Origin of the sequence: Crenobacter caeni (assembly GCF_010435965.1) — a bacterium.
Taxonomy (GTDB): Bacteria; Pseudomonadota; Gammaproteobacteria; order Burkholderiales; family Chromobacteriaceae; genus Craterilacuibacter; species Craterilacuibacter caeni.
The window spans coordinates 229070-241870 of record NZ_JAAGAA010000001.1; the positions used below are offsets into that span (position 1 = coordinate 229070).

Annotated in this window: 14 protein-coding genes and 1 tRNA gene; 10 read left to right on the forward strand and 5 right to left on the reverse strand. The window is 68.6% G+C overall.

What is annotated here, in order from left to right:
• Positions 1-109 precede the first annotated feature (109 nt).
• Entirely contained in the window at positions 110-1540 is a 1431-nt protein-coding gene (gene cls / locus GZH52_RS01075) for a cardiolipin synthase (RefSeq protein WP_163314702.1), read from the forward strand.
• A 10-nt stretch (positions 1541-1550) separates the two neighbouring features.
• Here the strand turns inward: cls and GZH52_RS01080 are convergent, their stop codons facing one another.
• Positions 1551-1733, reverse strand: coding sequence for a hypothetical protein (locus GZH52_RS01080; RefSeq protein WP_163314703.1), 183 nt, complete (start codon positions 1731-1733; stop codon positions 1551-1553).
• 342 nt (positions 1734-2075) lie between these two features.
• On the opposite strand from GZH52_RS01080, the gene GZH52_RS01085 reads away from it, so the two are divergent.
• Positions 2076-2705, forward strand: coding sequence for an isochorismatase family protein (locus GZH52_RS01085; RefSeq protein WP_163314704.1), 630 nt, complete (start codon positions 2076-2078; stop codon positions 2703-2705).
• 306 nt (positions 2706-3011) lie between these two features.
• Here the strand turns inward: GZH52_RS01085 and GZH52_RS01090 are convergent, their stop codons facing one another.
• The 4 genes from GZH52_RS01090 to ocd all read right to left on the reverse strand — a co-directional run bounded on the left by GZH52_RS01090 (position 3012) and on the right by ocd (position 6246).
• Positions 3012-4049, reverse strand: a complete 1038-nt coding sequence (locus GZH52_RS01090) for a GGDEF domain-containing protein (RefSeq protein WP_163314705.1) — start codon at positions 4047-4049, stop codon at positions 3012-3014.
• 266 nt (positions 4050-4315) lie between these two features.
• Positions 4316-4870 (reverse strand): flavodoxin family protein, encoded by a 555-nt coding sequence (locus GZH52_RS01095; protein WP_163314706.1) that lies wholly within the window; start codon positions 4868-4870, stop codon positions 4316-4318.
• 203 nt (positions 4871-5073) lie between these two features.
• Positions 5074-5149 (reverse strand) — tRNA-Ala (locus GZH52_RS01100).
• 80 nt (positions 5150-5229) lie between these two features.
• Positions 5230-6246 (reverse strand): ornithine cyclodeaminase, encoded by a 1017-nt coding sequence (ocd, locus tag GZH52_RS01105; RefSeq protein ID WP_163314707.1) that lies wholly within the window; start codon positions 6244-6246, stop codon positions 5230-5232.
• Positions 6247-6376: 130 nt separating this feature from the next.
• Here ocd and GZH52_RS01110 point away from each other — a divergent pair, with 130 nt between their 5' ends.
• The 8 genes from GZH52_RS01110 to pal all read left to right on the forward strand — a co-directional run bounded on the left by GZH52_RS01110 (position 6377) and on the right by pal (position 12771).
• Complete coding sequence (locus GZH52_RS01110) at positions 6377-6802, forward strand: Lrp/AsnC family transcriptional regulator (protein ID WP_163314708.1); 426 nt, start codon at positions 6377-6379, stop codon at positions 6800-6802.
• Positions 6803-6865: 63 nt separating this feature from the next.
• A complete protein-coding gene (locus GZH52_RS01115; protein WP_349290620.1) occupies positions 6866-8617 on the forward strand; it encodes a GGDEF domain-containing protein in 1752 nt (583 codons plus the stop codon).
• Between the two features lie 62 nt (positions 8618-8679).
• A complete protein-coding gene (locus GZH52_RS01120) occupies positions 8680-8859 on the forward strand; it encodes a DUF3460 family protein (RefSeq protein WP_136551519.1) in 180 nt (59 codons plus the stop codon).
• 57 nt (positions 8860-8916) lie between these two features.
• Entirely contained in the window at positions 8917-9582 is a 666-nt protein-coding gene (locus GZH52_RS01125; protein ID WP_163314709.1) for a class I SAM-dependent methyltransferase, read from the forward strand.
• Positions 9583-9635: 53 nt separating this feature from the next.
• Positions 9636-10037, forward strand: coding sequence for a biopolymer transporter ExbD (locus GZH52_RS01130; protein WP_163314710.1), 402 nt, complete (start codon positions 9636-9638; stop codon positions 10035-10037).
• A gap of 4 nt (positions 10038-10041) precedes the next feature.
• Positions 10042-10911 carry a cell envelope integrity protein TolA gene (tolA, locus tag GZH52_RS01135; protein WP_163314711.1) on the forward strand — a complete coding sequence of 290 codons (870 nt, stop codon included), beginning with the start codon at positions 10042-10044 and terminating at the stop codon, positions 10909-10911.
• An 18-nt stretch (positions 10912-10929) separates the two neighbouring features.
• Entirely contained in the window at positions 10930-12210 is a 1281-nt protein-coding gene (tolB, locus tag GZH52_RS01140; RefSeq protein WP_163314712.1) for a Tol-Pal system beta propeller repeat protein TolB, read from the forward strand.
• A gap of 63 nt (positions 12211-12273) precedes the next feature.
• On the forward strand, positions 12274-12771 hold the full coding sequence (pal, locus tag GZH52_RS01145) for a peptidoglycan-associated lipoprotein Pal (protein ID WP_239057962.1): 498 nt from the start codon (positions 12274-12276) through the stop codon (positions 12769-12771).
• Positions 12772-12801 lie beyond the last annotated feature (30 nt).

A 12801-nucleotide genomic window follows, 5' to 3' on the forward strand; every position in this document is an offset into this window, starting at 1 on the left:
TTTGCCTGGTCTCGTCCCCGCCTGCGTGGTTGTGGGCCCGCTCCGGGCGGCAATCCGCCGCCCGTTCATTCATACTGGATGTCACGGGAAGTCTTGGGAGGCAGATTGGATGTCTGGGTGGCTGGGCTGGATGATCGTCGCGCTCGATGCGCTGCTGGTACTGGCGGTGGTGCTGCGGGTGGTTGCCACCCGCCACCCGCCCGGTTCCAGCTTCGCGTGGATCCTGGTGACGCTGGCGCTGCCGTTCGCCGGCTTCCTGCTCTACCTCATGGTCGGCGAGCACTCGATCGGCCGCGCGCGGCGGGCGCGGGTGCTTGCCTTTGCCGAACGCTTCGGCGGCTGGCGCCTGCCGCCGCCGCCCGTCCCGCACGACAGCGGCCCGCATTTCCAGGTACTCTCGACGCTGGCGAACCAGCTGACCGCGCTGCCGGCCAGCGGCGGTAACCGCCTGCAACTGATCTCCGACACCCACACGGTACTTGCCCAGCTGGCCGACGACATCGCCCGCGCCGAGGTCGGCGTCGACCTCGCGTTCTACATCTGGAATGCAGGCGGTGACGCCGACCATGTTGAGGCCGCGCTGATCGCCACAGCCTTGCGCGGCGTGCCGTGCCGGGTGCTGCTCGACGCGATCGGCGCCAAGCGCTACCTCGCGTCCGAAGGCGCGGCGCGGCTGCGTGCGGCGGGGGTGAGGCTGGAGGCGGCGATGACGGTGCGCGCGTGGCAACTGCCCTTCGTGCGCGGCGACCTCAGGCTGCACCGCAAGATCGCGCTGATCGACGGGCGCGTCGGCTACACCGGCAGCCTCAACCTGGTCGACCCGCGCTACTTCAAGCAGGACGCCGGCGTCGGCGAATGGGTCGACGCGATGGCACGCATCGAGGGGCCGGTGCTAGACGCGCTCGCCGCGGTGTTCGCGTATGACTGGATGCTGCAGACTGGCGAGCCGCCGGCGCGCGCGGTGAGGGCGACGGGTACCGTCGCGTGGCCGGGGGCGAGCGCGCAACTGGTGCCGTCCGGTCCGGGGACCGAGCGCAGCGCCAACCTCAGGCTGATCGTCGAGGCAGTCAACCAGGCGCGCCGGCAGATCCTGCTGACCACGCCTTACTTCGTGCCGGGCGAGGCGCTGGCGCTGGCGTTGCAGAACGCTGCGTTGCGCGGGGTGTCGGTGCGCCTGCTGGTGCCCGCGCGCAACGATTCGCGCCTGGTGCAGTACGCGAGCCGCTGGTATTTCGAGCCCTTGCTGGAATGCGGAGTGGATATCCTGCTCTACCGCGGCGGCCTGTTGCACACCAAGAGCATCTCCATCGACGGCGAGCTCGCGTTGTTCGGCACGGTCAACCTCGACACGCGCAGCCTGCACCTGAACTTCGAACTGATGCTGCTCTTGCACGATGCGGCGTTCAGCACCGCGCTGGTCGCGCTGCAGCAGGGATACGAGGCTCAGGCGGACGCGGTCGACGCCGGGCGCTGGCGCGCGCGCAGCTTGCGCGAGCGGATGAAAGAGGGGGCGGCCAATCTGGTGTCGCCGCTGCTGTAGCGGCGTGCGCTTACAGAAGCGGCAGGCTGTCGCGCAGGTCGGCCAGCGTCTGCTGGCTCTTGGTCAGCAAGCTGGCGAGCGCGTCGCCGATCTGTCCGTCCTGCACGCTCTGCTGCAGCATGCTGACGGCCAGCTGCTCGCAGCGCACGAGGTCGGGCAGCGCTTCGATCAGGCTTTGAAGCGAGTAGTCCATTGCGGGTACTTCCTGAAAAAGCGGTTGATTATGTTCCGGCTGCGGTTTTCAAGTGTTGATCTGGCGCAAATTGCGGCGAATGGCGACCAAAGGCGGTGCGCCTCTCGGCCAGCGCCATCCCGGTTTCCTGCCGGCTGCGCCTCGCTGAACACTGCGTACTGGATCGACAGCAGGAAGCTGCTGATGCGGCCGAAGACGACCTCGGCGGTGGCCGGTGCGGGCATGGCGGGCTTAGACTCTAGGGTTGGGCGGCCAATCTGGCCCGATCCCGTCTTTTTTCAAACAGGCCAAGCATTGCCGGCCCAGACTGGGATGGTTACCCCAGCCTGATGGAGAGCAAAGATGGCCCAAGCCCCGAAACGCGCGTTGCTGGTGATCGACGTGCAGAACGAGTACGTCACCGGCAAGCTGAAGATAGAGTACCCGCCGCTCGACGTTTCCCTGCCGAATATCGTGCGCGCGATGGACGCGGCCGAGGCCGCCGGCATCCCGATCGTGATGGTGCAGCAGTTCTTCCCGGCCGGCTTCCCGGTGTTTGCCCGCGACAGCGAAGGCGCCAGGCTGCACGCATCGGTGGCCGACAAGCACTGGGACCACCTGGTCGAGAAGGAACTGGCCAGCGTGCTGACGCCCGACACCGGGCTTGCCGCGTGGCTGACCAAGCACGGCATCGACACCGTCACCGTGGTCGGCTACATGACGCACAACTGTGACGACTCGACGGTGCGCATGCTGCAGCACGCGGGCTGGAAGGCCGAACTCTTGCACGACGCGGCCGGCTCGCTGCCTTACCGCAACGCGATCGGCGAGGCGAGCGCAGAGGAAATCCACCGCGTGTTCACCGTGGTCGCGCACACCGCGTTCGCCGCCGTAGCGTCGACCGACGCGTGGGTCGCGGCGCTGACCGCCGGCGAGGTGCTCGAGATGGACAATGTGTTTTTCTCCAACCAGCGCGCGCTGGGCAAGCTGTAATCCGGAGACGCTCGGCGACGAAGGAGCGGCAAGAGGGCATCCGAGGGGGGCTGGCAGGTACAGGTGATCTTCGTGCTGTCGAACCTGCTGCGGGGGATTGCTTTGCTGACTCCTTGGCTGCCGCTCGGGCTGCACGGAAAGGTGATCGCCAGCGCGGTGTGCAGGACGCTGGGCGAGGTTGCGTGCTGGGGCTTCGTGTCGATGGCGGGCAGGGAGGTGGCCGAGCGCAACCGGCGCTGTCAGGGCGCCGGCTGCTGGCGCGGAAGGCTGCTCGGGCCGCGCCACGCCGGTCAGGTGACGCAAAATTCAGAAGACGAGCGAGCGGTTGCGGCCCGTCTGCTTGGCCCGGTACAGCGCGCTGTCCGCGCGTTTGATCAGCGTCGCCGCGGTGTCTCCCGGCCCGATACTGGCAATGCCCGCACTGCAGCGCACCGGGCCGGGACTGGCCGCGAGTTCGGACAGTGCATTGCGGATGCGCTCGGCGACTTGCAAGGCGGTTGCCGCCTGCGCGCCCGGTAGCAGGCACAGGAATTCCTCGCCTCCCAGCCGCGCGACCGTATCGGTCTGCCGGCAGGTGCTGCGCATGATTTCGGCGAAGCCCTGCAATACCAGGTCGCCCGCGTCATGGCCGTGGGTGTCGTTGATTGCCTTGAAGTGGTCGAGGTCGAACATGATCACGCTCAGGCCGTCCCGACACCCCAGTTCCGCCTGGGTGATCAATGCCTGCAGACGCAGCGTGGCGGCGCGCCGGTTGGCCAGCCCCGTCAGTTCGTCGGTCAGGCTGAGCGTGCGTGCCTGCTCGTGGGCCTGGACGAGCTGTTCGAATTTCTGGCTGAGGCTCTGGTGTTCTGCTTGCTGTTCCGTGATATCGACGATCATGCCGATCAGGCCGAGTGCATGCTGCTGAGCGTCAAGGATTCCTTGACTCCAGTACATCGCGGTGCGCGTCTCGCCGCCGGGAAGGCCGAAAACCTTTTCGTGTATCGCCATCCCGCCGGTACGCAGCATCTCGGCGTCTTCCTGCTGGTAACTTTGGCGCTGGCTCTCGGGAAGGAAGCCGAGCTCGAGCACGGTCTTGCCCAGATAGTCGTCCCGCTCGATGCCGAAAAACGCTTCGTAGGCACGATTGAAGAACACGAAGCGCAGCGCGGCGTCTTTGGCGAAGATCGGCGCGGGCAGCGCATCGATGATTTCGCGAAAATAAGCTAGCTCGCTGCGTGCCCTGGCGTGGGCGAGGCGTTCCTCTTCCAGTTGCAGCTGGCAATCGCGCAGTGCCTGCCCGAGCCGCGTGTTCTCGTCTGCGCGGCCCGTCTGATGTCTCGCTCCGGCATATGCAGACCCCATGGTCGATGTGTCCTTGTGCGTGGCAGGGTTTACTCGAAATTAGATCGATTATTTTCGCTATGTTAATGGCTTGGAGCGGCTCATGCCAAGCTTAGGCGGGTGCATGGTGGCTACTGCTGAGGGTGTCCCGCATGACAGGGATGGGCGGCAGGCGCGGCGCTGGCGGTTGCCGGCGTGGCCTCCTTGTCGGCGGATTGCTGCGTGCCGGCGACAAAGACAACGCCCGGCCGGGGCCGGGCGTGTGCGAGGATGTACCGGGGCGGCGCTTAGCGTGCCCAGCGCGCGGCCGCTTGGGCGACGCGCTCGCCGAACCGGCGCGCGGTTTCCAGGTCGCCCGGCAGCATCTCGTCGACGCCGGCGTCTGACGGGCTTTGCGCCATCGCGCCGGAGAACGAGCCGACATAGTTGACGTCGTTGCGGCCGGCGGCCTTGCTGTTGCTCGGCATCATGCCGGTGCCGACCCACAGACCGCTGTGCTGCATCGCCAGCGTCATCATGTAGTGCAGCGTCGAGTGCTTGTCGCCGTTCATCGTCGCGCTGTTGGTGAAGCCGGCGAACAGCTTGTCCTTCCACTGCTGGCCGAACCACGGCTTGGACGAGGCGTCGGCGAACTTCTTGAACTGCCAGCTGACGCTGCCCATATAGGTCGGGCTGCCGAAGATGATCGCGTCGGCGGCGGCGAGCGCCTCCCAGCCGCCGTCCGGCAGGTTGCCTTCGGCGTCGATCGCGAGCAGGCGGGCGCCGGCGCCCTCGGCGACGCTTTGCGCCATGCGTTGGGTGTGGCCGTAGCCGGAATGGTAAACGACGACGATGTCAGCCATGTGTGGACACTCCTTGCAGGGGTAACGGTAAGGAGCGGCGCCGCAGTCGCGGCACCGCAACGCTTTGCATGATAGGAGGGTGGCAGCCGGTACGATACGCGCGGCGCGCAATTCACTGTCCCGTTTCAGGCGACAGTCATGGGGATGGCGAAGGGACGCGTGCATGAAAAAACCAACCGCGTGCGGTTGGTTTTTGGGGTGTCTGGTGGACCGAAAGGGGATCGAACCCTCGACCTCTGCATTGCGAACGCAGCGCTCTCCCAGCTGAGCTATCGGCCCGTCATTTCGTGCGGCCAATCGTAATACTGTCCGCGTTTTTCGGTCAAGAGGCTGCCCCGCCGGTGGCGGGATGGGCCACCTTACACGCGCAACTGGCCGAACAGGTTCTTCGGGTCCGCCAGCTGCGGCACGAGTTCGATGTCGCTACCGACGCCCTGTTCGCGCGCCTCGTGCTCCAGCGTGGCGAGCGCCGAGTAGTCTTCCAGCGCGAAGCCGACCGAGTCGAACAGCGTGATGTCGGTGTCGGCGCTGCGCCCCGGCGCCTGCCCGGTCAGCACGCGCCACAGCTCGGTCACCTGGAAGTCGGCGGGCATCTGCTGCAGGTCGCCCTCGATGCGCGTCTGCGGCTCGAACTCGACAAACACCTTGCTGCGTTCGAGCACGCCGGCGGCCAGTTCGGTCTTGCCCGGGCAGTCGCCGCCGACCGCGTTCAGGTGCATGCCGGGGGTCAGCATGTCGGCGTCGAGGATGGTCGCGTACGTCTTGTCGGCGGTGATGGTGGTGACGATGTCGGCGCCGGCGACCGCCTCGCGCACGCTCGCGCACACGCTTAGCCGGAGGCCGGGGGTGTCGCCCAGGTTGTTGATCAGCTTGGCGGTGGCGGCCGGGTCGATGTCGTAGAGGCGCAGCTCCGCTATGCCCAGCAGATGGTGGAAGGCCAGCGCCTGGAATTCGGCCTGCGCGCCGTTGCCGATCAGCGCCATCACCTTGCTGCCAGCGCGCGCCAGTTTGCGTGCAGCCATCGCCGAGGTCGCCGCGGTGCGCAGCGCGGTGGTGACGGTCAGCTCGCTCAGGAGGCGCGGCGTGCCGGTGGCGACGTCGGCGAGCACGCCGAAGGCCATCACCGTCGGCAGGCCGTGGCGAGTGTTGCCCGGGTGGCCGTTCACGTACTTGAAGCTGTAGTCGTGCGCGTCGGCGACCGGCATCAGCTCGATCACGCCAACGTCGCTGTGGCTGGCCAGCCGCGGGCATTTGTCGAATTCTTCCCAGCGGCAGAAGTCGGCCTCGATGCGGTCGGCCAGCGTGCCGAGGAAGTGGGGCAGGCCGTGGTGGGCGACGATGCGGGCGACGTCGCGGGGAGTCAGCAGCAGGGTCATGGTAGCGCTCCGTCGTGCGGTGGGGATGGCTTCATTCTGGCGACGGGCAAGGTCAGGCGGAAGCGGCAAAAGTGTGCGCGTTTCGTCATGATATTGGCGTTTCGCCAGCATTCTTTGGCAGAATGCCGGTATGGACGCACTCGACCAACAATTGCTGGCCCTGCTCAGGGCCAACGCCCGCCTGCCGACGGCGACGCTCGCGCGCAAGCTCGGCGTCTCGCGCGGCACCGTCGCCAACCGTCTCGCCCGCCTCGAGGACAGCGGGGTGATCGTCGGCTACGCGCTGCAGTTGCGCCCGGACGCCCGGCCGGACGAGATCCGCGCGTGGATGAGCATCGCCATCGAGGGCAACCAGACCCGCCAGGTGCTGGCCATCCTGCTGGGCGAGCCCGGCGTCAGCGCGCTGCACGACACCAACGGGCGCTGGGACCTGCTCGCGGAACTGGTCGCGCCCAACCTGGCGGAGCTCGCGCGGGTGATGGAGCGCATTCGCCTGATCAAGGGGATCAGCGCGACCGAGACGTCGATCCACCTGCAGTCGTACAAGCTTACCTAGGCTGTCTTTATAAAAATGTCACGCTGATTCGGTAGATTTGCGGAAATTCCAAGAGGACTTTCCGTGCGCCTATCCGAACCCATGCTGTGCTGCCCCGAGCTGGACGCCGTCCTCGCCGGCGGACGCCTCGACGTGCTGTTGCAACCCATCTTCACCCTAGGCAACGGCCGGCTGCTCGGTTACGAGGCGCTGGTGCGCGGGCCGCGCGGCTCGCTGGTCGAATCGCCACTTGAATTGTTCGCGCGCGCCGCGCACTACGGGCGGCTGGCCGAGCTCGACGCGCTGTGCCGCGACTCGGTGCTGGAGGCGTTTGCCGCGCGCGTCGCCGACGCGACGCTGTTCCTCAACATGACGCCGGACGGGCTGATGGCGTGGAGCGCCAACGCCGAACCGGTGCTCGCGCGGATGGCCGAGCTATCGCTCAACCCTGCGCGGGTGGTGATCGAGCTGACCGAGTTTAGGCCGTCGGCCGGCTACCAGGAGCTCAAGTCGGCGATCGAGCGGCTGCGCGCGCACGGCTTCCGCCTTGCGCTGGACGACATGGGCGAGGGCTTCTCCAACCTGAGGCTGTGGTCCGAGCTCAAGCCCGAGTTCGTCAAGCTCGACAAGCATTTCGCCTACCGTCTGCATCAGGAGCCGTTCAAGGAGCAGGTGGTGCGCAGCATGGTCGAACTCGCGCGCGCGTCGCGCGCACAGCTGATCGCCGAGGGCATCGAGACCCTGCACGAATTGCGCCTCTTGCAGCGGCTGGGGGTGGGCTGCGGCCAGGGTTACCTGCTGGGCCGTCCGGCGGCGCAACCGCAGGAGGCGGGCGAAGGCTCGATGCTGTTCATGCCGCAGCAGGAGGAGGCGCCTGTGGTCGCCGGCGCGCTGTGCGCGCGCACGCTGTGCGTGGGGATCGACCCGCTGTCGCCTGCGTCGCCGAGCGAGGACGCGTACCAGCGTTTCATCGCCGACCCCGAGCTCTTCGCGATCCCGGTGGTCGAGCACGGGCAGGCGGTCGGCATCCTGCGCCGGCATGCCTTCCTGGAGAGCTTCGCCCGCCCGTTCAACCGCGAGCTGTTCGGCAAGAAACCGTGCGCGGCGCTGGCCGACCGCCAGCCGATGTGCGTCGATGCCTCGCTCGACTTGCACGAGCTGTCGGCCCGGGTCGCCGCCAGTGGCCGCAACGCGCTGATCGACGGCTTCGTCGTCACCGAGCACGGCCGCTACCTGGGGATGGCGACCGGTTTCGACCTGATCCGCAAGATTACCGAGCTGCAGATCAGCGAAGCGCGCTACGCGAACCCACTGACCGGGCTGCCGGGCAACGTGCCGATCACCGAGGCGGTGGCTAGCCGCTTGCAGGCGATGCGCGACTTCGTCGTCGCTTACGCCGACCTCGACCATTTCAAGCCGTTCAACGACCTGTACGGCTACAGCGAGGGCGACCGGCTGATCTGCCTGCTCGCACGCCTGCTGGTCGAGGTCTGCGACCCTCAGCTCGACTTCGTCGGCCATGTCGGCGGCGATGACTTCGTGGTGGTGATGGAGAGCGGCGATTGGCACGCGCGGCTGTCGCGGCTGCTGCCGATGTTCGAGCGCGAGGTGCGCCGCTGCTTCAGCGCTGAGCATGTGGCGGCCGGCGGCTTCCGCATCGCCGGGCGCGACGGCGAGACGCGCTTCTTCGCGCTGACGTCGGTGTCGGTCGGCGTCGTCGAGTGCACGGTGGGGCGCTACGCCAGCGGCGACGAAGTCGCGCGCGCGGCGGCCTGCGTGAAGAAGGCCGCCAAGGCCGTGCCGGGCAACAGCCTGTGGGTCGGGCAGGCGCCTTAAGCGCCGCCTGCCGCGGGACACGGATTCGGTTACAATCGCCGCACAACAACAGGAGAATCACGATGTACCAGTCCGAATTCACCCGTTTCATCAACGGCTTCCTGCAGCAGCACCCCGAGGTCGACACCGAGCGGCGCGAACTGCGCCTGACCTGGTGGGACCGCCAGGTCGACCTCGACGCGCTCGCGCGTTACCGCGACTCGAAGGTGCCGCAAAAGCCGTACGTCTACCAGCCCGAATAAGGGGCGGGTCGACGCCAGACGCCCGACAGGGCGTCTTGTTTTTTGTGTAAGGAAGTCATGACCAGCCGTACCGTGGCGCTCGACGCGCAACTTCACGCCTACCTGCTCGACATCGGCCTGACCGAGCACCCGGTGCTCGCCGAGCTGCGCCATTTCACCGCCGGCCACCGCCTCGCCAAGATGCAGATCGCGCCCGAGCAGGGCCAGCTGATGCGCTGGCTGCTGACCCTCACCGGCGCGCGCCGCTACCTCGAGGTCGGCGTGTTCACCGGCTACAGTTCGCTGTCCGCCGCGCTGGCGATGGGCGAGGCGGGGCGGGTCACCGCCTGCGACGTCAGCGAGACCTTCACCGCCATCGCACGCGAGTACTGGCAGAAGGCCGGCGTCGCCGACCGCGTCGACCTCAGGATGGGGCCGGCGCTGGATACGCTTAAGGCGCTGATCGCCGAGGGCGAGGCCGGCCGTTTTGATTTCGCCTTCATCGACGCCGACAAGCCGTCGTACCCCGCTTATCTGGACGCCTGCCACACGCTGGTACGCCCGGGCGGCATCATCGCCGTCGACAACGTGTTCCTGTCCGGCCGCGTGGTGTCGCCGCAGGCGGGCGACCCGCCGGGCGTCGCGCTGATGCACGCGTTCAACGCCGCGCTGGTGCTCGACGAACGCTTCGAGATGTGCGTGGTGCCGGTGGGCGACGGCCTCACCTTGCTGACCCGCCGCTGAACTTTTGTTGCGGCGCACTTGTCTGCCCGCAATGTATCCGGAATGATTGGAACATGCTCAACCGCAAGCCCCGACGCATGATCAACCAGATGAACGTCGTGCCCTACATCGACGTGATGCTGGTGTTGCTGGTGATTTTCATGGTGACCGCGCCGATGTTCTCGCCGGGCGTGATCGAGGTGCCCAGCGTCAGCCGCGCCGCGCAGGTCGACGTCTCGCCGGTCGAAGTCCGCTTCGACGGCGGCCGCTACGGCTGGGCGCTCGACGGCAAGTCGCACGACGCGGACAACCTCGACGCGCTGGTCGCCGCCGTCGCGCCGCTGGCCGCCGGCGGCCGCCCGGTCGCGATCTCGGCGTCGCGCGACGCCCGCTACAGCGAGGTGGTCGCCATCGCCGACCGCCTGTACCAGGCAGGCGTCAGCCGCGTCGCGCTGACCGTCCGCCAGGACGGCTGAGGCCATGGCGCACGTTTCAGGCGGCGCGCCGCGCCGCTCGCTGGTGCTGTCGGCCGGGCTGCACCTGCTGGTGGCCGGCCTGCTGCTGGTGACGTTTGCGCCTGAGGTGAAGCTCACCGGCGCGCCGCCGATGTCGGTCGAGCTGATCGCCGGCGGTGGCGACGGCAAGCCGGGCGGCGCACGCCCCGCGCCGGTTGCCCCGGCCGAACCTGCACCGCCTGCGCCCGAAGCTGCGCCCGTGCCGCAAGCGGCGCCGACGCCCGCCGTTCCGGCCCCGCCGCCGCCTGCGCCGCCCCTCGCCGACGCCAAGGTCAAGCTTGCCGACGCCAAGGCGCCGGCACCGGCCAAGCCGCAACCCGCGCCGCCCGAGCCGCCGGCCAAGCGCCCGCCGGCCAAGGCGGAAGCTGCCAAGTCCGAGCCCAAGGGCACGCCGGCCAAGGCTTCGCCAGGCAAGGCGCCACCGGCCAAGGGCGGCAATATCGCGGACGACCTGTTGTCCGACCTCGGCGGGCCGGCCGGCCCCGGCGCCGGCAGCGTCAGCCAGAAAGGCGGCAAGCAGGGCGTGGTCGGCGGCTCGCCGAACGGCCGTGCCGGCGCCGACGCCGGCTATCTGGACCGCGTGCGCGGGCGCATCCGCCCGTACGTGGTGGTGCCGCCGGGTCTGTCCGGCAACCCGGAGGCGGTGCTCAAAGTGACGCTGCTGCCGACGCTCGAGGTGCGCCAGGTGAAGCTTATCAAGTCGAGCGGGTCGGCCGCGTACGACGACGCGGTGCAGGCCGCGGTGTGGCAGGCGCGCAGCTTCCCGCCGCTGCCTGCCGGCGCAAGCTTCGCCGACTACCGCGAATACACGCTGCGGTTCCGGCCGCGCGACTGATTGTTTGAAGGGACACGCATGCTGAACAGCCTGTGGTGCCGGCGCCTGGCCGGCCTGCTTCTTTTGTGGGTGGCGGCCTTCGCGCGCGCCGACCTGTCGGTCGACATCGTCGGCGGCGGCGCCAACCGCTACCCGCTGGCGGTGCCGGCGTTCGCGGGCGAAGCGGCAGGCGATGCGCTGACCGGCATCGTGCGCGGCGACCTCGCGCTGACCGGCATGGTCGACTTGAAACCGGTGCCGGCAGGCGCCATCGCCGCCGACGCCGCCCAATTGAACGCGCCGGTGTGGCGCACGCTGGGCGCCAACGCGGTGCTCGCCGGGCGCATGAGCGCGGGCACAGGCGGGCTCACCCGCGTCGACTACCAATTGGTGCAGCTCGCGCCGCGCAAGGTGCTCGCCGAGGGCGGCTACGAAGTGCCGCCCGCCGCGCTGGCCGACGCCGGCCACCGCATCGCCGACGCCGTCTACCGCGCGCTGTTCGGCGAGCCGAGCTTCTTCCTCAGCCGCATCGCCTACGTGCTGAAGGAAGGGCGTGGCAGCTACGCGCTGCAGGTGTCCGATGTGGACGGGCGCAACGCGCGCACCGTGCTGCGCTCGAAGGAGCCGATCATCTCGCCGGCGTGGAGCCCGGACGGCGGGCGGCTTGCCTACGTGTCGTTCGAGACCGGCAAGCCGGTGGTGTGGGTGCAGGACCTCGGCAGCGGCCAGCGCCGCGTGCTTGCCAACTACCGCGGCAGCAACTCGGCGCCGGCGTGGCGGCCGGACGGTCAGGCGCTGGCGGTGGTGCTGACCACCAGCGGCAACTCGCAAATTTATCTGGTCGGCGCTGGCGGCGGCGCGCCGCAGCGGCTGACCCGCTCGGGCGCGATCGACACCGAGCCCGACTTCAGCCCGGATGGCAGCCGCATCGCCTTCGTGTCCGACCGCAGCGGCGGCCCGCAGGTCTACGTGATGCCGGCCGCCGGCGGCGAGCCGCAGCGCGTCAGCTGGCAGGGCAGCTACAACGTGTCGCCGCGCTTCTCGCCGGACGGCAAGCAGCTCACCTATATGCGGCGCGAAGGCGGCCGCTTCCGCGTGGTGGTGCACGATTTGGCCAGCAACGACGCGCGGGTGGTCAGCGACGAGGTGTACGGCGAGTCGCCGAGCTTCGCGCCGAACGGCCGCATGGTGCTCTTTGCGAGTGACGCGGGCGCACGAAGCGTGCTGTGGGCGAGTTCGCCCGACGGCACCAGCAAGGTACGCCTGGGGACCGTCAGCGGCGAGGTGCAGGACCCCGCGTGGGGCCCGGCCCGCCCTTAAAGCATGTTCCAACACCGACCATTTTTCAGACCAAGGGGGTTTACCATGTTCAAGCGAGTTTTGATGGCTTCCGCAATCGCGTCGCTGCTGGCCGCGTGCTCGAGCACGCAGCCGCCGGCACCGGCCGACACCGCGCCCGCCGTACAGCAGCCAGTGGTGACCGCGCCGGTCACGCCGGCGGTTGACGCCGCCGCCGAGGCGCAGGCGCGCCTGGCTGCCGAGCGCGCGCGTCTGGCCAAGGAGAGCGTGTACTTCGACTTCGACTCGAACGCGATCCGCGCTGACCAGCAGGCCCGCGTCTCGCAGCACGCCGAGTTCCTCAAGGCGAACCCGGGCCAGCAGGCGCAGATCCAGGGCAACACCGACGCGCGCGGCAGCCGCGAGTACAACCTCGCGCTCGGCCAGCGCCGTGCCGAGAGCGTGAAGAACGCGCTCGAAGTGCTCGGCGTGAAGGGCGATCAGCTCGAAGCGGTCAGCTACGGCAAGGAGAAGCCGCGCGCCGAAGGCTCGAGCGCGGCGGACTTCGCCGAGAACCGCCGCGCCGACGTCGCCTACCGCTAAGCGGGCGGTTTTCCGGGCGGCTTGTCTAAG